We start from the raw sequence: 19,459 nt of genomic DNA, 5'->3' as shown, positions 1-19,459 counted from the left end.
GAGCTTACTCGGGTTTCTTCGGCGCGCCGGGCTTGTAGAGCCAGCTTTCGCGATAGCGTTCCAGCGCGAAGCGGGCCAGCACGCCGATCACCGCGAAGATCGGCACCGCCAGCAGGATGCCGACGAAGCCGAACAGGCTGCCGCCGGCCAGCAGCGCGAACATGATCCAAACGGGATGCAGGCCGACGCGGTCGCCGATCAGCACCGGATGCAGGAAATTGCCCTCGACCACCTGGCCGATGATGAACAGCGCCGCCACTAGGCCGATCATCAGCGGGTCGTCCCAGTACTGCGCCACCGCCACGCCCACGGAGGCGACGAAACCCAGCGTGGTGCCGACATAGGGGATGAACGAGATCATCCCGGCGGTAATCCCGATGAACAGGCCGAACTGCAGGCCGAGCGCGGTGAGCCCGATGCCGTAGAAGGCGGCCAGGCACAGGCAGACCAGCAGCTGCCCGCGCACGAAGCCGGCCAGCACCTTGTCGATCTCGCCGGCCTGCGTGCGGATCGTCTCGGCATGGTCCAGCGGCAGGAAGGAATCGACCTTGGCGACCAGCAAGTCCCAGTCGCGCAGCAGGTAGAAGCTGACCACCGGCGTGATCACCATCAGCGACAGCAGGTTGAACACCGCCTGCCCGCCTCCCAGCAGGCCGGTGAGAATGCCGCCCAGCACCTTCATGATCTCGTCGCGGTTGCCGTTCAGCGCCGCCTTCAGGTCCATGTTGAGGTCGAGGCCCAGCCGCTGCGCCCAGTCCATCACCCAGGGCAATACGCGGTCCTGGAACAGCGCGGCATATTCCGGCAGGTGGATCAGAAAACGCTCGAACTGGTCGCGCACCAGCGGCACCAGAAGCAGGATCACCAGCACCACGGCGATGAAGAACAGCGACAGGATCAGCAGCGTCGCCAGCCAGCGCGGCACGCGGCGGCGCTGCAGCCAGTCGGCGGCGGGGTCGAGGAAATAGGCCACCGCCATGCCGGCCACGAAGGGCAGCAGGATGTCGCCCAGCAGGATCAGCAGGGCGACGGCGACAATGAGAATGCCGGTCCAGGCGGCCATCTGTTCGCGCTGGGTCACTTGCGGCCCCGCATTTCCCAGTAGCCGTCGCGCTGGGTCAGCACGATGTCGCGCTGCGCCAGCGCGGTGCCGAGCTGCGCCGGCTCGCCGTAGAAATCGAGCAGAAGCTGCGCGTCGCGATGCGAGAGCTGCAGCACGTCCACCTTGCGCACGATCGGCACGGCGGCCAGGGCGGCGCGCAGCCTGGTCCATTCCGCCAGGCTGCCGAAGCCGGCCATCACGCTGAGCTGGCCCTGCTTTTCCAGGTCGATCACGGTGGCGTATTTCCAGCGCACCTCGATCCGACGCGTCAGGTCCAGCGCCGCGGTCAGCAGCGTTTCCTCCAGCGTGCCGCCGGTGACGGTGAGCATGTCGAGATTGTTCAGGAAGTCGGCCGGGCCCTGATGCTGCAGATAGATGTCGATGCGCATATTGCCCGGATCGGCCTGCTGCAGCGTCGCCGTCGCCACCAGCACGTCGTCGTAATTGCCCCGGCGCATCAGCGCGCGCAGGTCGTCCGACCCGCTCATCAGCCGCTCCAGCGACGGCCCGCCTTCGGCTGCGGCCGGCGCGATGCTCAGCGGCACCAGGCTGTCGGTCTCCGGCCGGCGCTGCCAGGCCTCGCGCCAGGGATTCTCGGCCTCCCAGATGCGCACGCCCTCCGCCGTCTGCCACACCGGCACCACCAGCACCGGCCGGCTGGTCGTCTCGGAATACGGAATGCGCGCTTCCTGCAGCAGGCGGCGGATCGCGTCGGCGCGGAACTGCACGGTGATTTTTCCGATATAGCGCGTGGCCGAGGTGCGCTCCTCGTCGATGCCGAAGCCGGCCACGGCATCGTTCAGGATCGCCTCGCTGGCGCGCGGCAGGCGGCCATGGTCGTCGGGCAAGGTCAGGCGGCGCATGAGCTGGGCGAAGGCCCGGCGCTGGCCATCGGCTATGGCCACCGGGCGGGCGGCCGCCGCGCTCTCGGCGCTGGCATCCACGGCCACGCCGGCGACGCTGAAGGGGTTGGCCGGCCTGGCCGCCTGGGCCATGCCTTGAGTCCCGGCCTGGGCCATGGCCTCGGGCCGCGCGGCGAGGATCAGCGTGGCGCTAAATATGAAAGCAAAACAAGCCGTTAGCGGTCGCCGAAGGAGCATTGCAAAGACAGGGGGAATGAGTATGTTGCCACGATTAGCGCACACCGCCCACCATAGCCCATCGTGGAGGCCACCATCAACACGTCGCCGCTTTATAAGGCTGCCGGAGTCGATATCGACGCTGGCGAGGCCCTGGTCGATGCCATCAAGCCGCTGGCCGCCTCCACCCGCCGCAAGGGCGCCGATGCCAGCCTCGGCGGCTTCGGTGCGCTGTTCGACCTCAAGGCCGCGGGCTTCACCGACCCCATCCTCGTCTCCTCGACCGACGGCGTCGGCACCAAGCTGAAGATCGCCATCGAGACCGGCCGGCATGACGGCGTGGGCATCGACCTGGTGGCCATGGTGGTGAACGACATCCTGGTGCAGGGCGCCGAGCCGCTGTTCTTCCTCGACTACTACGCCACCGGCAAACTTGAAGTGGATGTCGCCCGCCGCGTGGTGGCCGGCATCGCCGAGGGCTGCCGCCAGGCCGGCTGCGCGCTGACGGGGGGCGAAACCGCCGAGATGCCCGGCATGTATGCGGCGAAAGACTACGACCTCGCCGGCTTTGCCGTGGGCGCCGCCGAACGCGGCAAGCTGCTTCCCAAGGACGTGAAACCGGGCGACGTGCTGCTGGGCATCGAATCCTCGGGCGTACATTCCAATGGCTTCTCGCTGGTGCGCAAGGTGATCGCCGACAATGGCCTCACTTTTGAGTCCCCCGCGCCGTTCGAGACATCGAAGCCGCTGGCCGAGATCCTCATGATGCCAACGCGCATCTATGTGAAAAGTTGCATGCCGCTGGTGCGCGAGGGCCTGATCAAGGCGATGGCGCATATCACCGGCGGCGGCCTGGTCGACAACATTCCGCGCGTGCTGCCCGATGGCACCGATGCCATCGTCGACGCCAATGGCTGGGCCCTGCCGCCGGTATTCCGCTGGCTGAAATCGGCCGGGAAGATCGAGGATGCCGAGATGGCGCGCGCCTTCAACTGCGGCATCGGCCTGGTGGTGGTGGTGGCGAAGGAAAAGGCCGACACCGTGATGCAGAAGCTGAAAAATGCCGGCGAGCTGGTGCACCGCATCGGCGTGATCGAGGCGCAGCAGGACCGCGGCGCCGAGCCGATGGTGAGCATGCGCAACTGCGACACGGCCTGGAACTAGTTCTGTAATGATCCCCGCGAAGCGTAGAACAGCCGTGCTGATCTCCGGGCGCGGCAGCAACCTGCGCGCCCTGATCGAGGCCAGCGAAACCGGCGCCGATTATCCCGCCCGCATCGCCCTGGTGCTGAGCAACAAGCCCGAGGCCGAAGGCCTGGCGATCGCGCGCGAACACGGCATCGAAACGGCGGTGATCGAAAGCAAGGGCAAGGAACGCGCGGCCTTTGACGCCGAGATGCATGCCCTGCTGCAATCGAAAGGCATCGAACTGGTCTGCCTGGCCGGCTTCATGCGGCTGCTGACGCCCGACTTCGTGCAGGCCTGGTATGGCCGCATGATCAACATCCACCCGTCCCTCCTGCCGGCCTTCAAGGGCACGCAGGTGCATGAACGCGTGGTGGCCGCCGGCGTGCGCGTCACCGGCTGCACCGTGCATTTCGTCAGCCCGGAAATGGACGAAGGCCCGATCATTTTGCAGGCCACCGTGCCGGTGCCGCCGGATGCCACGGCCGAAAGCGTGGCGGCGGCCGTGCTGGAACAGGAACACGCGCTCTATCCGCAGGCGCTGAAACTGTTGGCCGAGGGGAAGCTGGTGATCGAGGGGCAAAGGGTAAGGCTTGGGTAACAAACCGCTTGCATGCACCCCTGACGCAAAAAGTCTTGGGGATGCAACGCAACCGAGGTTGTCTCAATCCAATTCAGAAAAATCGATAGGGCTATTGTACATATTTAGCCGATATTTTTGCTCGTAATTCATAATTTTCCGCATTGGCCGAGTCATGTATGATAACCGCTTTAGATCGAAATCAGAAAGACTTGCATATTTCCGCACACAATCACCAATTACCTCCCGCTCAATAGATGAAAGATGATTTCCATCTTTTTGGGAGAACAGATCAGTTGCCACTCGCAATCGAATTTGATCACCGACCAACTTCTTAATCACGCCTACTCTTTTAATAAGTTGCCGAATATGAAGATCAACCGCATAGGGGCCATCTTTCTGGCGGATGATATAACTAGCTGTTAAGCGGGTACCTGCGCGCCGATAATATTCAACTTCCGTAAGATAGAATATTTTATGCAATGCAAAGTAACCCAACTCACCAGATAGATCGAGAATTTCCCTCACAACCCAATACGTCTTCTCGTTTCGGATAGATGAACCGAGACTCTTCTTAGCCTTTCCTTCTGATCGAGCGATATCGTGAACAAACTTATAGTCGCTTAATTGATTATGAAAACTACGGTGTATCATTGCTCTCTGGCCAGGATGATACAGCGGGATCAATATTCGACCATACCAACGATGCTTAGTGCGCACATGAGACGACAAACTTAGATTGTGATTCTCGATAGAACGCACTGCCGCAAGCGCCACGGTACCCAATGTAACAACTACCTTAGGATTGACTATATCGATTTGTCGCTTCAAGAAGTTTGAGCAATTCTCAATCTCCGTTTTGGTCGGCGGAGCGTTGTTTCCTTTATCATCTCTCGGATTGCACAAGGCGCTATTAGTGATAAACAAATCTGATCGTGATAACCCCACTTGCGCAATCAATTCTTCAAAATTATCGCCTGACTTATCGCCATGAAATGGAATTAATGAGCCATCAGCCCCCAACCGCCCCGGGGCTTCCCCTACGAATAAAATTCTAGCGTTTAGAGAGCCGCAGCTATGGCCTAAAACGCGCTGGCTAGACGACATTCTAGGGCAGCGATCACATCGCTGAACCTCACCAACCAACTCATCAAAAGGCCGAGACAATGAAAGGCCTATTTTAGACATCAACGCACCACTGCAATTAATCTTCCCAGTAGATTCTTGCGCGGTGTATAGGCATGGACTGAATGACAGATCAAGTTCCCCGGCCGTTTTCCAGTTGCATTAGCAATAAACTCGAGAAGCATGCCTAATGCCAAAAAATTTCCTAGCGCCTTGTTGAGATAATCGTGATTTCTATAAACAACGACTAAATCCAGAGAATCATCCAAGTGCCAAATAATCTCACCAAATTGCCAACAAGGGCCACCGCGTCTCTGGGGGCTGTCTTGCCCCGGATCGCTCAAATGCATAACTAGAGCGGCTTCGGCACGCGGCCACAGATTAATTTTCTCAATGACACGCTCAAGCTGATTCACATGGTTTGGCCCATAAGAAACAAGCCTTTGAAAGTATGTCCCCCATCCTTCACGCGCATGCCCTGGCCGCGCTAGATATCGCCGCCTCGCTTTTAAATATCGATCATAAATCGCTGCGCGACCAAGCCCCGGAATGGCAGCAATCTTATACGGGAAAGCCGTCTTCACGACTGATGACAGATCATCACAATCACGGTCTATGTGATGCGGTGAATATAAATCTAGCCAGTCACGTTGGAATATCGTCGGCCGCCGCACAATAACAAGCAAGCTGTGCTGAGCTCCATTGTCATGAATGAACTGAGAGGCCGCTTTCCATGCATCCACGGCCGACACACCTTCAATTCTATGCCCTATCATCGATAGCCGCCGCTTATAGATGGGGAGCCATTTTATCAACACCCACATATTTTACTGTGTGCGTATCTAAATTTACTTCGACGCGCCCTCCCCTGTTTTCCACGAGACTATGGAATAGCTTGTATCCTTGGAATATTGCCTGTCGCCATTGTTTAGCAGTCCGCTCACGAACCTCTAAGTTCTGAACCATCTCCATAACTCTTTTAAGCAGACTCAAATCGATAACATCCACGGTTTTAAAATCATCATAATGCTCTTTGTGGTTAAACACATACAAAGAGACGGCCTCTTCCGCGATTATTGCTCGCGCGCCATCTTCTATTTCATCCTTTAATTTATCACTCTTTCGCTTTCTACTTAGAAGTGCCCGAATAACTGGCGACCACCCCAGCACTGCTGCATAGGCGAGGTGGAATGCATCATGATAACGATACCCATCCTTGCGATTAGAATTATCAGTGAGTGTGTCGCCGATAGTAATTCCGCTAATGGCCATTTTGACTATCGTCCTACCCGCCCCCCCGTCTTCGGATGGCAGTGTCTTTTCATAAAAATCTACGAAAAACACCCGAGGCAATTGTTCATCCTTTGGATCTGCTTCATCGAAAAATTTATTATGCCCTTCGGCATGCAGACCCTTAGCCTTACGGATATTACGTTGTGCAATTCCTTCCAGTGTAAGTTGGTGAAGTTGCGCCACGCTGCTCAAATACCAAAGCACATCACCTAATTCGATTTCCAAAGCATCACGGAATACCTTTTCATTCATTGAGCCCGTAGTTTTTTTCTTCCAAAGACTGAGCACCTCACCAATTTCGCTTGCTAACCCATAGACTGAGGTTTCGGGTTTTTTGGTATCGTCAGTTTCATGTTGTTCAGCTTGATATTCTCCAAATTCCATGTCCGCCCCCTAGTGTTTATTAAATGCTACGCAGAGCTCCTCTCACCTAAAAGTGGAAATTTTTATTCAAATGATCCGCTCCGCTGCAGATCAACTCAGCGCATACAATTGTCTGCTATTGACCTCTGGCCAGAATTAGATATAATTCTACTTTTGTTCTTATACGATATCTTCATTGGAAATCGTGAATACGTAGATATGCGTGGCCGTCCGACGGTGGCCGGCGATAGCGCGCGATACGTGTTTTTAAGCGGCGATGGATGCCGACAGGCCGAGATAAGCGGCGATAAGTGACGATATGCGGCGATAGCCCAAACGAACACAAACGAAGCGTAACGAGCAGAAACGAACACTGACGAAGCATAACGAACACAAACGAAGCAAAACGAACCGTAACGAACGCAAACGAACACGAACGAAATCAAACGAAGCGATTAAGACGTGGATGCCCGGGTCAAGCCCGGGCATGACGAGTGTTGGGCGGCATCGTGGCCGCAAAACAAAAGGCCCGGCATCACTGCCGGGCCCTCGTTCGCTCAGTCCGGAGACTGAAAGCTTTATGTCAGCCGACGATTTCGGTGCCCGAGAAGAAATAGGCGATTTCCACGGCCGCCGTTTCCGGTGCGTCCGAGCCGTGCACCGAGTTGGCTTCGATGCTCTCGGCGAATTCCTTGCGGATGGTGCCCGGGGCCGCATTGGCCGGGTTGGTGGCGCCCATCACGTCGCGGTACTTGGCGATGGCGTTCTCGCCTTCCAGCACCTGCACCACAACGGGGCCCGAGATCATGAAGCTGACCAGGTCCTTGAAGAAGGGGCGCGCGGCATGCACGCCGTAGAAGGTCTCGGCCTGCTTCTGGCTCATCCAGATGCGCTTCTGCGCCACGATGCGCAGGCCGGCGGCCTCGATCTTGGCATTGATCGCGCCGGTCAGGTTGCGGCGGGTCGCGTCCGGCTTGATGATCGAAAAGGTGCGTTCGAGCGCCATGAAGGTCCGTCCTTTGGGTCTTGTGGGTCTTGGCTAAAATTCGGTGGCGGGTATATAGAGGCTCCGCCTGAAGCCCGCAACCGTCGCGGCCTGTGCAAAACCCGGCCGCACTGCCCCGGCCCCTTATTTAAGTCCTTAAAAATGCTCTCTTTTCGCGACCTGACCTACCGGATTGCCGGCCGTGTGCTGCTCGACCATGTGTCGGCCACCATCCCGGCCGGGCACAAGGTGGGCCTGGTCGGCCGCAACGGCACCGGCAAATCGACGCTGTTCAAGATCATCTGCGGCGAGCTGCAGACCGAGACCGGCGGCGTCGAGCTGCCCAACGACTGCAAGATCGCCAAGTTGCCGCAGGAACCGCCCGACGGCGAGCAGACGCCGATCCAATATGTGCTGGCCGCCGACACCGAACGCGAGGCCCTGCTGATCGAGGCCGAGGCGCTGGAAGACTCCTCCAGCATGGAGGATGCCGAGCGCATCGCCGCAGTCCACATGCGCCTGGCCGAGATCGACGCCCATAGCGCGCCGGCCCGCGCCGCCGTGATCCTGGCCGGCCTTGGCTTCGACGAGGCGATGCAGAACCGGCCGCTGAGTTCCTTCTCGGGCGGCTGGCGCATGCGCGTGGCTTTGGCTGGCTGCCTGTTCGCCGAACCCGATCTGCTGCTGCTGGACGAGCCGACCAACCACCTCGACCTCGAAGCCTCGCTGTGGCTGGAAGGTTATCTGAAGACCTATCCGCGCACGTTCCTGCTGATCAGCCACGACCGGCATTTCCTCAATTCCGCCATCGAGCACATCCTGCATATCGACAACACCAAGCTTGTGCTCTATCGCGGCAATTACGACACCTTCGAGACCGAACGCCGCCTGCGCATGGAGCAGCAGACGGCCTTCGCCCAGCGCCAGGCCGAGCAGCGCAAGCATATGGAGGAATTCGTCGCGCGTTTCCGGGCTTCCGCGTCCAAGGCACGCCAGGCCCAGAGCCGCCTGAAGATGCTGGCCAAGATGCAGCCCATCGCGGCCGCCGTGGAAGATCCCAGCGTGATCTTCCGCCTGCCCGATCCGGAAGAACTGCCGCCGCCGCTGATCGTGCTGGATCACCTCACCGCCGGCTACACGCCCGACAAGCCGGTGTTGCGCAACATCGACCTGCGCATCGACATGGAAGACCGCATCGCCATGCTGGGCGCCAACGGCAACGGCAAGTCCACGCTGGCGAAAATCCTGGCCGGCACGCTCAAGCCCCAGGGCGGCAAGCTGCAGCGCTCGGGCAAACTGCGCATCGGCTATTTCGCCCAGGACCAGGACGACGTGCTGGACGAAAACCGCACGCCGGTCGAGCATCTGCAGGACCTGATGAAGACCGCCACGGTGGAACAGTTGCGCACGCGGCTGGGCAGCTTCGGCCTGACCCGCGAAAAGGCGCAGACGGTGGCGGGCAAGCTATCGGGCGGCGAACGCGCGCGCCTGCTGTTTGCCATGGTCACGCATCATGCACCACACCTGCTGATCCTCGACGAGCCGACCAACCATCTCGACATGGATACGCGCGACGCACTGGTGCAGGCGGTGAACGAATACAAGGGTGCCGTGATTCTCGTCAGCCATGATCGCCACATGGCCGAGGCCTGCGCCGACCGCTTCTGGCTGGTGGCCGATGGCGGCGTGAAGGATTTCGACGGCGATCTCGACGATTACGCCAAATACCTGGCCGACAAGCGCCGGGCCGCAGCCACGGTGAAGCTGAAAGGCGGCGGGGCGGCGAGCACCGATGCCTCCTCCGTCGACCGCAAGGCCGACCGCAAGGCCGCGGCCGCCGCGCGCCAGGCGCTCGCGCCCTTGCGCATCGCCGTGCAGAACGCGGAAAAGGCGATGGCGAAACTCAACGCCGAAAAGATGCGGCTGGACGCCACGCTGGCCGACCCCGACACCTACACGAAGATGCCGCCGGCCAAGCAGGCCGAGTTGCAGAAGCAGCATGGCGAGGTGGTGAAGAAGCTCGAAGAAGCCGAGGAAGCCTGGCTTGAGGCACAGGCCAAACTGGAAGAAGCCCAGGGCGAGGCGGCGTAAAAAAGAAACTCGTGGATGCCCGGGCCAAGCCCGGGCATGACGATTATATTTGAGTGTCATGGCCGGGCTTGACCCGGCCATCCACGCCTTAACTCACCCCTCGGCCTTCTTGACCCAGCCGCCGGTCTCGCTCTGCTGCCAATAGGTCAGGGTGTGGCCGGCGTCTTTCGCGCGTTTCCAGCGCTGGCGCGCGCTCTCCACGGCGACCTCATCGTTGCCGTCGAACAGGTCGCAGACACGGGCATAGGCCGAAACGTCCCCGGCATCGGCGCCGTCGACCAGGAACAGCACGTCGGCGTTGTTGGGGCGCTCGTCCGCGGTGGTCAGATAGACCGGCTGCTTGTCGGCAAAGCCATCGGCCTTCACGCCGTGCGGCAGGAAGCTGGCCCGGCCATAGGTCCACAGATCGCCGTTGAGCTGCTGGATGCGCTCCTCCGAGCCGCCCTTCACGACGGCTTTCCAGCCGCGCTGCAGCGTTTTCTCCAGCAGCTCCGGCAGCACCTGTTCCAGGCGCCGCCGGGTCAGATGGTAGAACAGCAGCTCGGCCATCTGGCTTGGATTACTTGTCTTCGTAGTAATCCGCCACCAGGCGGTTCAGCACGCGCACGCCAAAGCCGGTCGCGCCCTTGGGCACAGTCGGCTTGTCCTTCTTGCTCCAGGCGGTGCCGGCGATGTCGAGATGCGCCCAGGGGGTCTTGTCCACCACGAAGCGCTGCAGGAACTGCGCCGCCGTGATCGAGCCGGCGCCGAAGCCGGGGCCGGCGATGTTCTGCATGTCGGCGATGGGCGATTTCAGGCCCTCGTCATAGGCCTCCGACAGCGGCATGCGCCAGAGCAGCTCGTCCTCGGCCTTGCCGGCATTGGTGAGCTGCTCGGAGAGCTTGTCGTTGTTCGAGAACAGGCCGGCATGCTCGTGGCCGAGCGAGATGATGATCGCGCCGGTCAGTGTGGCGAGATCGACCATCAGCTGCGGCTTGAAACGCTGCTGGGTGTACCACATGGCGTCGCACAGGATCAGACGGCCTTCGGCGTCGGTGTTCAGCACCTCGATGGTCTGGCCCGACATCGAGGTGACGATGTCGCCCGGCCGCTGCGCCTTGCCCGAGGGCATGTTTTCCACCAGCGCCACCACGCCGACTACGTTGGCCTTCGCCTTGCGGCCGGCGATGGCGGCCATGGCGCCGATCACCGCGCCGGCGCCGCCCATGTCCCATTTCATCTCTTCCATGCCGGCCGCGGGCTTGAGCGAGATGCCGCCGGTATCAAAACAGACACCCTTGCCCACGAAGGAGACCGGCTTGGCGCCCTTCTTGCCGCCATTCCACTGCATCACGACCAGCTGCGATTCGCGGTCAGAGCCCTGGCCCACGCCCAGCAGCGCGCCCATGCCCAGCTTCTTCATCTCGCGTTCGCCCAGCACCTCGACCTTCACGCCTAGGCGAGCCAATTTGCGGCATTCGGCGGCCAGGCTGGCGGGGTAGATTACATTGGCGGGCTCGGTGACCAGATTGCGGGTCAGGGTCACGCCATCGGCCAGCTTGTCGAGCGGCTGGTAGAGCTTCTTGGCCGCTGGAACCGCGCCGGTCAGCACGCTGACGGCCTTCAGCGACGGCTTCTCTCGATCCTTCATCTTGGTGCGGTATTTGTCGAACCGGTAGCCGCCCAGCCGGGCACCCAGGGCGGCGCGCGCCGCCGCCTCCGCGGCCGGCAGCACCGTGGCCTTCAGCACCTCGGCCGCAATGGCCAGATCGCTCTCGCCGGTGGTGGCCAGCCGGCGCACGGCCTCGCCACCGATGGCCTCGTAGGCGGCAGCCTTGACGTCCGGGGCCTTGCCCAGGCCGGCCAGCAGCACGCGGGACAGGCCACCCCCGGGCGACACGACCTCCAGCCACTGGCCCTTGCCGCCGGTGAACCGCGGCGCGGCCTTCATGGCCCGGGCGAGCGCCCCACCCAACTGCTTGTCGAGGCCAAGGCCGAATGTGCCCAGATGCCCGCCCTCGCCCACGACGATGACCAGGCTGCCGCGCTTGGGGGTTTTGGCTTCGACAATCTCGATTTTCATGGCGCTCCGATCCGGCTGAAAAAGGCTGAAAAAACCATCCCGGCACTATAGCGGCCGGCCCGACCGGGGATCAATCGGCGGCCGCGGCGAATCGCCGATTCTTCGTTGCCGCCCAAGCCTTTCTTTTCGTTTCGCAGCGGTGGCGACCGGGGGCGGAATCGGTATACTGCCCGCCATGCGCGGGGTCACCACCTATATCATGCGCCAGATCGCCTGGCCGCTGGTTTTCGCCACCCTCACCCTCACCGGGGTGATCTGGCTGACCCAGGCGCTTCGTTTCATCGACCGCATCGTCAACAACAATCTCGCCTTCCTTGATTTCCTCTATCTGACCCTGCTGGTGCTGCCGAGCGTGGTCGCGATCATCCTGCCGATCGCCGCCTTCTGCGCCGCGCTCTATGCCTTCAACAGGCTGGCGAGCGATTCCGAGATCGTCGTGCTGTCGTCCACGGGTTTCAGCAGGATCGCGCTGGCCCGCCCGGCCATCTACATTGCCATGATCATCATGGCGATCATGTATGCCATCACGCTCTATCTCATGCCGTTGGGTTCCCGCACGCTGCGAACTACGCAATACGAATTCCGCAATGACCTGGCCGGCATGGTTCTGCTGGAGGGTGTTTTCAACACCCCGACGGATAAACTGACCGTCTATATCCGGGAACGCGATGCCAATGGCGACATGCAGGGCGTTCTGGTGCATGACAACCGCAACGGCGTTCAACCGATCACCATGATGGCCGAGAAAGCCACTCTGCTGCGCACGCCTCAGGGGCCCCGGCTCTACATGGTGAACGGCAATCGCCAGCAAATCGACGCAGAACGCAAATCGTTGTCGCTGCTGTATTTCGACAATTACAGCCTGGACTTGGACTCCTATTCGCAGAAAGAGGGGCAGATCTGGCGCGAACCATCCGAACGCTTTCTGAGTGAGCTCTTCAATCCCGACATGCAGAATCCGGATGACGTCAGGAACTACAACAAGCTGATCGTCGAGGGACATCGTCGCCTGGTTACCCCGCTCTACGCCCCAGCCCTGATCCTGATTGCGATCGCCAGCGTGATCGGCGGAGAATTCAACCGGCGCGGCCAGGGGCAAAGGCTGATCGTTGGCGGCGCGATTGCCATCGTGCTGCAGATCCTCAGCCTGGGCGTTTCCCATCTGGCAGCCAAATCGATCATCCTCATCCCGCTGCTGTATCTGACTCCACTGGCATTCCTGGCCGCTGCGATCTTCATGCTGCGCGAGCCAGCCCTGCGCACCAGGATACAGGCGGCCTGATGCGGACATCCCTGACGCTATCCCTCTATTTCGGCCGTCAGTTTCTGTTCGGAATCCTGACGGTACTGATTGTCCTTGCCGTTCTGGCCTATAGCTTCGACACCGTGGAACTGCTGCGCCGCGCCAGCGGGCGCGCGGATGCCACGCTCGATCTGGTCCTGCAGTTGTCGCTGCTCAAGCTGCCGACGCTGATGACCAAGCTTTTCCCGTTTGCCGTCCTGTTCGGCAGCATGCTGGCGCTCAGCCGCCTGACCCGTTCCCAGGAACTGACGGTCAGTCGCGCGGCCGGCGTGTCGGTATGGCAGTTCCTGTTTCCCGGACTTGCGCTGGCCTTCCTGCTCGGCACCTTCCTGGTGACCGTCTACAACCCTTTGAGCGCGGCCATGCTGGCGCGCTACGAGGCCATCGAAGCGAAAGTCATGCGCGGCCGCAGCAGCATGCTGGCTGTTTCTCCGGGTGGATTGTGGCTGCGCGAAGCCGACGCAACCGGACAGATAGTGGTTCACGCCCTGCGGGTCGCCCAGCAGGGCATAGAACTGCGCGATGCGATCCTTTTCTACTATGAAGGCAAGGATGTTTTTGTAAAACGCATCGATGCTTCGTCTGCCCTGCTGCAGGACGGCCAGTGGCTTCTGGAGAATGCAATTATCAGTCATCCGGACAAACCCGCCGAACGCCACGAACGGCTTGCGGTGCCGACCTCCTTAACATTCGACCGGATTCAGGAAAGCTTTGCCTCACCCAGCACGGTCTCGTTCTGGGAATTGCCGCAGTTCATCGCCACCCTTGAAAACGCCGGCTTCTCCGCCGTCAAACACCGCCTGTATTATTACGGCCTGCTGGCCTCGCCCATCCTGCTCTGCGCGATGTTGCTGATCGCTGCCAGCTTCAGCCTGCGTCTGACCCGCCGTGGCGGAATCGGTCTGATGCTGGCAGGTGGGGTCGGCGCCGGATTTCTGCTTTACCTTAGCATCGAGTTGATTCAGCCATTCGGACTGAATGGCACGCTGCCCGCCTTTCTTGCCGCGTGGGCGCCCACCTCGGTTTTTGTCATGCTTGGCATTTCCCTGCTTTTCCATCTGGAGGATGGTTGACCGTGAAGTCCGGCCGCCTGTCCTATGCCATTATAGCTGGATTGCTGGTGTTTTCCGCTGCCGCTGCCCGCGCGCAAAACAACGATCCACCCGTTCTGGTTACCGCCGACACCCTGAAATACGATCAGTCCCTGGGCATCGTTACTGCCGAAGGCCAGGTCGAACTCGTTCAGGGTGGCCGCACTCTGCTGGCCGACAGCGTCAGCTACAGCGAAAAAGACGACAAGGTCACAGCAAGCGGGAATGTCTCGCTGATGGAGGCCAACGGCACGGTTCTGTTCGCCGATTACATGGAACTGTTTGCCGGCATGAGAAACGGCTTCATCCGCGATGCCGCCATGCTGTTGTCCGACAACTCGCGTGGCGCCGCCGTATCCGGCGAGCGTCGCGACGGCAATCGCACGATCCTGCGGAAAGCGGTTTACACAACCTGCAGCCTATGCGAGCAGGATCCAAGCCGGGCACCGCTCTGGCAACTGAAGGGACAGCGGGTTGAGCACAACGAGGCGGCCCAGGAAATCGTCTATCGCGATGCCGTGTTCGAAATGTTTGGCATTCCGATCTTCTACACACCGTATTTCAGCCACCCTGACCCGACGGTAAACCGTCGCAGCGGCTTTCTTCCGCCCAGCTATACGAATGGAGATTTCTTCGGCCACCTCGCCCGTTTGCCTTATTATTATGTCATCGATGACCAGAGCGACATGACGCTCACGCCCCAATACTCAAGCAAACAAGGGGCTCATATAGCTGGTGAGTATCGCCGCCGAATGACTACCGGCGAAATGGAGTTCGATGGCAGTATCACAGAAGAAGATGAAACTGGCGACCTGCGCGGTCATTTTCGGAGTAATCTTAACTTCCGAGCCAGCGACGATGTCGCCTGGGGTGCAAATATTCTGCGCTCATCTGACGACACCTACTTGAGTCGCTACAGCATACAGAACCAACCCAGCAGCAACACACTGACGAGCCGGGTCTACGCCGAAGCGATCAACAACCGTCACTTCGCATCACTGAACGCCTTCTCCTTCCAGAATCTTCGCAGCAATGTCCGCAATGGAACCGTTCCTACAGTGGCGCCGATCATGGATTATTCTGCCGTCTTCGAGCCTGGTGATTACGGCGGACGCTGGGCGCTGGATGCCAATATGGCTTCCCTGTTCCGCACTGATGGAACTGATACTCGACGTCTGTCTACCACCGCTTCATGGTCGCAGCCATATTTCGCTCCCAGCGGCGAGGTATTCACCGCCACAGCCATGCTGCGGGCTGATGGATACTGGGTGAATGACATAAGCGAATCGCTCGCAAGCGCAACCACCAGCGACGGCGCTGACGTAACCGGCCGCGTCATCCCGGCCATAGCCCTGGATTGGCGGTATCCCCTGGTTCGCGACATGCGCTTCATGCGGCAACTGGTTGAGCCTATCGTCATGGCCGTGGTGACGCCATATGGCGGCAACCCCAGTACCATCCCGAACGAAGATTCCCTTAGTTTCGAATTCGACGAGACCAACCTTTTCAGTCTGAACCGGTTTCCGGGTTACGATCGCTGGGATGGCGGACCGAAGGTCAATTACGGTCTCCGCAGTGCGATATACGCCAATAATAACAGTGGGTATACTGAACTGCTGGTTGGCCAGTCCTTACGGGCGAAGTCGGATGATACCTTCACTCCGGGCTCCGGTTTGTCCGAACGCCTGTCCGATTATGTCGCACGCCTGACCTTTTCTCCGGGCCGGTATATCTCGATTGTGGATCGGGTCCGTCTGGCACAGAACAGCGACTTGACGGTACAACGACATGAACTCACGACCACTCTAGGGACAAATACCAATTACTTTTCTGTATCTTACGCCAAACTTGCAGACACGGATTTCCTTCAGGATATCGGTGACCGCGAAGCCGTATCCGCCAGTTTGCGCGCTCAGATGACCAAATACTGGTCGACAGAAGTTCGTCACACTCGCGATCTGGGTGATGATGGGGGCGCTTTGCTCAACTTCGCTGCGCTGCGCTATACTGACGAGTGTTTTGATATTGTCCTGTTCGCACAGCGGAACTTTACCACCAACAGAGACATCCAGCCGGCAACAACCGTCGGTATCCGCTTCCGGATCGCAACCTTCAACTGAGCCGCCCATGCTTCGCCTGATTACGATCCTTTTCTTCATCACTATAGGCAGCGCGGCCACACTGGCGCAGGATCTGCAGCGCATCGTTGCACTGGTGAACGACGATGTGATTTCCCTGCGCGACATCAACGAGCGCGCCCGCGTGATCATGGCAACCACACGCCTTCCGGACACACCGGAAATCCGCCGTGCCGTACGCGATCAGGCCCTGCGGTCACTCGTCGACGAACGCCTGCAAATGCAGGAAGCCAAGCGCCGTGGTGTGTCCATTAGCCAGCAGGAAATTGATGGTGCCGTGGCGATTGTTGAGCGGCAAATGAACATTCCACCTGGGCGGTTTGAGGAATTCACCGAACGCATGGGCATTGACCCCGCTACCATCATCAACCAGATCCGCACCGAACTGACTTGGGCACGCATGGTTCGCGGCAGGCTGAATGCGACGACAACCATCACCGACCAGGAGATCGACGAAGCGATCGCCAAGCTCAAGAACAATGCCGGACAGACCGAGGATCTGATCGCGGAGATCCTGATCCCGGTTGATAGCCCCGATCAGGAAGAACCGCAGCGGCAGACCGCGATGCGGATTATCGAGCAAATTCGCAACGGCGCTCCCTTCCCGGCCCTGGCCAGGCAATTCAGCCGCGGCACCACTGCCGCCAATGGTGGCGAGGTCGGCTGGGTGCAGCGCGGCACCCTTCCCGAAGAGGTTGAAGCGGTCGTCTCCGGGATGAACAAAGGCGATATTTCCGAACCGATCCGCACCGTTGGCGGCTACCAGATCGTGTTGCTGCGTGACCGGCGCCGCATCGCCATGCCCGGGGCGGAAGATACCAGGGTGTCTCTGAAACAGGTTCTGGTGTCGCTGCCGCAGAATGCCGGTAATGCCGATATCCAGGCCGCCGTGGCCAAGGCCCAGGAGGTGCGCGCCAGCATCCGCACCTGCGAAGACGTGGAAACCGCGGCCGAACAAGCCAAGCTGCAGGGCGCCGGCAGCCTGGGTACGCTGCGCCTGGGCGATATGCCGGAAACCTTCCGCCGCGCCGTCGAACCGCTGGGCGTGAACGAAAGTTCGCAACCGGTAACGACCCCGCGCGCTGTCCATGTCTTCACGCTCTGCGCCCGGGAAGAGGCCAGCGGCATCAACCGCAATCAGGTCCGACAGAGCATCCTTCTGCGTCGCGCCGAGTTGATGGCGCAGCGCTACATCCGCGAACTGCGGCGCGATGCCACGATTGAATTCCGCTGACCATCGCACGCCCCTCGCCGTGACGATGGGCGAACCCGCCGGCATCGGCGGCGAGATTGCCCTTCAATCGTGGTTGCGCCGCAACGATGCCGCCTTGCCGCCTTTCCTGCTGATCGACGATCCGGCGCGATTGCGGGCAATTGCCGACCACCTCGGCTGGAATATCCCGCTACAGACCATTGACGCACCAGAGCAGGCGGCTGATGCATTTGCGCATGCCCTGCCGGTACTCCCCCTGCATCTGCCGGCGCAGACACAACCAGGCATCCCAGATCGGCGCAATGCTCCAGCCGTGCTGCACGCCATAGAACTGGCCACGGCGCTATGCCGCAAGGGCAGGCTCGGCGCAATCGTTACGAATCCGATCCACAAGGCCGCACTCTACGATGCCGGCTTCATCCATCCCGGGCATACCGAGTTTCTCGCCGCGCTGTGCGAAACGCCGCGGCCGGTGATGATGCTGGCTTCCGAACGGCTGCGCGTCGTGCCGGTCACCATCCATGTCTCGCTGCGGCAGGCGATCGAGCAGCTCACGCCCGATCTGGTCGTCGAAACCGGCCGGATCACCGCCGCCGACCTGCGTGAGAAGTTCGGCATCGCGCGTCCCCGCCTGGCCGTGGCCGGCCTCAACCCCCATGCCGGCGAGGCGCGCAGCATGGGCCTTGAGGATGCAGAGATCATCGCCCCTGCCGTGGAACGGCTGCGCAGCGAAGGCATCGATGCGCGCGGGCCGCTGCCGCCCGACACGATGTTCCACACCGAGGCACGCGCCAGCTACGATGCAGCGATCTGCATGTATCACGATCAGGCGCTGATCCCGATCAAGACGCTGGACTTCGACAGCGGCGTGAACGTGACGCTCGGCCTGCCCATCATTCGAACCTCGCCCGACCACGGCACCGCATTTGATATCGCGGGCAAGGGCCTCGCCAAGCCCGACAGCCTGATCGCCGCCCTGCGCATGGCCGGCGCGATGGCCGCCCATCGCCGAAATGTCTGAAGCGATCGACGCACTGCCGCCGCTGCGCGAAGTGATCGCACAGCATGATCTGGCCGCGCGCAAGGCGCTGGGGCAGAATTTCCTGCTCGACCTGAACCTGACACGCAAGATAGCCCGTGCCGCGATGCCCTGGACTGCCGGAACGGTCATCGAGATCGGCCCCGGCCCAGGCGGGCTGACGCGGGCATTGCTGCTTGAAGCCGCGCCGCGCGTGATCGCCGTAGAACGGGACGACCGCTGCATCGCCGCCTTACAGCCGCTGGTCGTCGCATCTGGCGGCCGCCTGGTCGTGCATTCCGGCGATGCGCTGGAAACCGATTTCTCGGCCCTGGCGCCGCCGCCCTGGCAGGTGGTGGCCAACCTGCCATACAATATTGCCACGCCGCTAATTCTGAACTGGGTGGCGCGGGCAGCGGATTTCAGTCGCATGACCGTGCTGGTGCAGAAGGAAGTGGCAGAGCGGCTGGCCGCCAGGCCGGGTAGCAAAAACTATGGCCGGCTCAGCGTCGCGGCCCAGTGGCGCTGCACGGTGCGCATGCTGTTCGATATCGGCCCGAAGGCCTTCGTGCCGCCGCCGAAAGTGACATCCACGCTGGTCGAACTGCAGCCACGCAGCCAGCCGCTGGCCGCAGCCGATCCGCAGAAACTGGAACGCGTAACCGCCGCCGCCTTCAACCAGCGCCGCAAGATGCTGCGAGCGGCGCTGAAGCCGTTATGGGCCGATGCCGATACGAAGCTGCAGGCTGCCGGGATCGACCCGACCCGTCGGGCAGAGACGTTGTCGATCGAGGAATTCTGTGCCCTGGCCAGGCTTCTGTAAGGGCGCCG

The 19,459-nt window shown here is 60.8% G+C and carries 17 protein-coding genes; 9 read left to right on the top strand and 8 right to left on the bottom strand.

Features of this window, described 5'->3' with window-relative positions; genetic code table 11:
* Nucleotides 1-4: 4 nt before the first annotated feature.
* On the bottom strand, nt 5-1,081 hold the full coding sequence (locus ACK4FK_RS08255) for an AI-2E family transporter (protein WP_409743747.1): 1,077 nt from the start codon (nt 1,079-1,081) through the stop codon (nt 5-7).
* Complete coding sequence (locus ACK4FK_RS08250) at nt 1,078-2,097, bottom strand: DUF2066 domain-containing protein (protein ID WP_409743744.1); 1,020 nt, start codon at nt 2,095-2,097, stop codon at nt 1,078-1,080. Before ACK4FK_RS08250 ends, ACK4FK_RS08255 begins: the two co-directional genes overlap by 4 nt.
* 168 nt (nt 2,098-2,265) lie before the next feature.
* On the opposite strand from ACK4FK_RS08250, the gene purM reads away from it, so the two are divergent.
* The gene (gene purM, locus ACK4FK_RS08245; protein ID WP_409743741.1) at nt 2,266-3,345 is read left to right on the top strand and encodes a phosphoribosylformylglycinamidine cyclo-ligase; all 1,080 of its coding nucleotides are present in this window, start codon (nt 2,266-2,268) and stop codon (nt 3,343-3,345) included.
* Nucleotides 3,346-3,352: 7 nt separating this feature from the next.
* On the top strand, nt 3,353-3,967 hold the full coding sequence (gene purN / locus ACK4FK_RS08240) for a phosphoribosylglycinamide formyltransferase (RefSeq protein WP_409743738.1): 615 nt from the start codon (nt 3,353-3,355) through the stop codon (nt 3,965-3,967).
* A 63-nt stretch (nt 3,968-4,030) separates the two neighbouring features.
* On the opposite strand, the gene ACK4FK_RS08235 is transcribed toward purN, so the two are convergent.
* The 4 genes from ACK4FK_RS08235 to ndk form a co-directional block, all read right to left on the bottom strand.
* Nucleotides 4,031-5,053 (bottom strand): uracil-DNA glycosylase, encoded by a 1,023-nt coding sequence (locus tag ACK4FK_RS08235; RefSeq protein WP_409743735.1) that lies wholly within the window; start codon nt 5,051-5,053, stop codon nt 4,031-4,033.
* Between the two features lie 80 nt (nt 5,054-5,133).
* Nucleotides 5,134-5,823 (bottom strand): hypothetical protein, encoded by a 690-nt coding sequence (locus ACK4FK_RS08230; RefSeq protein WP_409743733.1) that lies wholly within the window; start codon nt 5,821-5,823, stop codon nt 5,134-5,136.
* Nucleotides 5,824-5,860: 37 nt separating this feature from the next.
* On the bottom strand, nt 5,861-6,748 hold the full coding sequence (locus tag ACK4FK_RS08225; RefSeq protein ID WP_409743730.1) for a nucleoside triphosphate pyrophosphohydrolase family protein: 888 nt from the start codon (nt 6,746-6,748) through the stop codon (nt 5,861-5,863).
* A 562-nt stretch (nt 6,749-7,310) separates the two neighbouring features.
* Nucleotides 7,311-7,733 (bottom strand): nucleoside-diphosphate kinase, encoded by a 423-nt coding sequence (ndk, locus tag ACK4FK_RS08220; RefSeq protein WP_374304464.1) that lies wholly within the window; start codon nt 7,731-7,733, stop codon nt 7,311-7,313.
* A 141-nt stretch (nt 7,734-7,874) separates the two neighbouring features.
* Between ndk and ACK4FK_RS08215 the strand changes: the two genes are divergently transcribed.
* Nucleotides 7,875-9,803, top strand: coding sequence for an ABC-F family ATP-binding cassette domain-containing protein (locus ACK4FK_RS08215; protein WP_409743727.1), 1,929 nt, complete (start codon nt 7,875-7,877; stop codon nt 9,801-9,803).
* A 93-nt stretch (nt 9,804-9,896) separates the two neighbouring features.
* Here the strand turns inward: ACK4FK_RS08215 and ACK4FK_RS08210 are convergent, their stop codons facing one another.
* Together ACK4FK_RS08210 and ACK4FK_RS08205 are read right to left on the bottom strand one after the other, a co-directional pair.
* Nucleotides 9,897-10,352 (bottom strand): DNA polymerase III subunit chi, encoded by a 456-nt coding sequence (locus tag ACK4FK_RS08210; protein ID WP_409743724.1) that lies wholly within the window; start codon nt 10,350-10,352, stop codon nt 9,897-9,899.
* 10 nt (nt 10,353-10,362) lie between these two features.
* A complete protein-coding gene (locus ACK4FK_RS08205) occupies nt 10,363-11,865 on the bottom strand; it encodes a leucyl aminopeptidase (RefSeq protein WP_409743721.1) in 1,503 nt (500 codons plus the stop codon).
* A gap of 175 nt (nt 11,866-12,040) precedes the next feature.
* Here ACK4FK_RS08205 and lptF point away from each other — a divergent pair, with 175 nt between their 5' ends.
* Genes lptF through rsmA form a run of 6 tightly spaced genes read left to right on the top strand, consistent with a single transcriptional unit; the run spans nt 12,041 to nt 19,451 of the window.
* Entirely contained in the window at nt 12,041-13,147 is a 1,107-nt protein-coding gene (gene lptF, locus ACK4FK_RS08200; RefSeq protein ID WP_409743718.1) for an LPS export ABC transporter permease LptF, read from the top strand.
* On the top strand, nt 13,147-14,241 hold the full coding sequence (gene lptG / locus ACK4FK_RS08195) for an LPS export ABC transporter permease LptG (RefSeq protein WP_409743715.1): 1,095 nt from the start codon (nt 13,147-13,149) through the stop codon (nt 14,239-14,241). The genes lptF and lptG overlap by 1 nt, the downstream gene beginning before the upstream one ends.
* A gap of 2 nt (nt 14,242-14,243) precedes the next feature.
* Nucleotides 14,244-16,379 (top strand): LPS-assembly protein LptD, encoded by a 2,136-nt coding sequence (locus ACK4FK_RS08190; RefSeq protein WP_409743712.1) that lies wholly within the window; start codon nt 14,244-14,246, stop codon nt 16,377-16,379.
* A 7-nt stretch (nt 16,380-16,386) separates the two neighbouring features.
* On the top strand, nt 16,387-17,631 hold the full coding sequence (locus ACK4FK_RS08185; protein ID WP_409743709.1) for a peptidylprolyl isomerase: 1,245 nt from the start codon (nt 16,387-16,389) through the stop codon (nt 17,629-17,631).
* Entirely contained in the window at nt 17,609-18,631 is a 1,023-nt protein-coding gene (gene pdxA, locus ACK4FK_RS08180) for a 4-hydroxythreonine-4-phosphate dehydrogenase PdxA (protein WP_409743707.1), read from the top strand. The genes ACK4FK_RS08185 and pdxA overlap by 23 nt, the downstream gene beginning before the upstream one ends.
* Entirely contained in the window at nt 18,624-19,451 is an 828-nt protein-coding gene (gene rsmA, locus ACK4FK_RS08175; RefSeq protein ID WP_409743704.1) for a 16S rRNA (adenine(1518)-N(6)/adenine(1519)-N(6))-dimethyltransferase RsmA, read from the top strand. The genes pdxA and rsmA overlap by 8 nt, the downstream gene beginning before the upstream one ends.
* Nucleotides 19,452-19,459: the final 8 nt, after the last annotated feature.

Origin of the sequence: Ferrovibrio sp. (assembly GCF_046297895.1) — a bacterium.
In the GTDB taxonomy this organism is placed as follows: domain Bacteria; phylum Pseudomonadota; class Alphaproteobacteria; order Ferrovibrionales; family Ferrovibrionaceae; genus Ferrovibrio.
The sequence above is the reverse complement of the archived record's forward strand: the minus strand, read 5'-3'. Positions and strand labels throughout refer to the sequence as shown.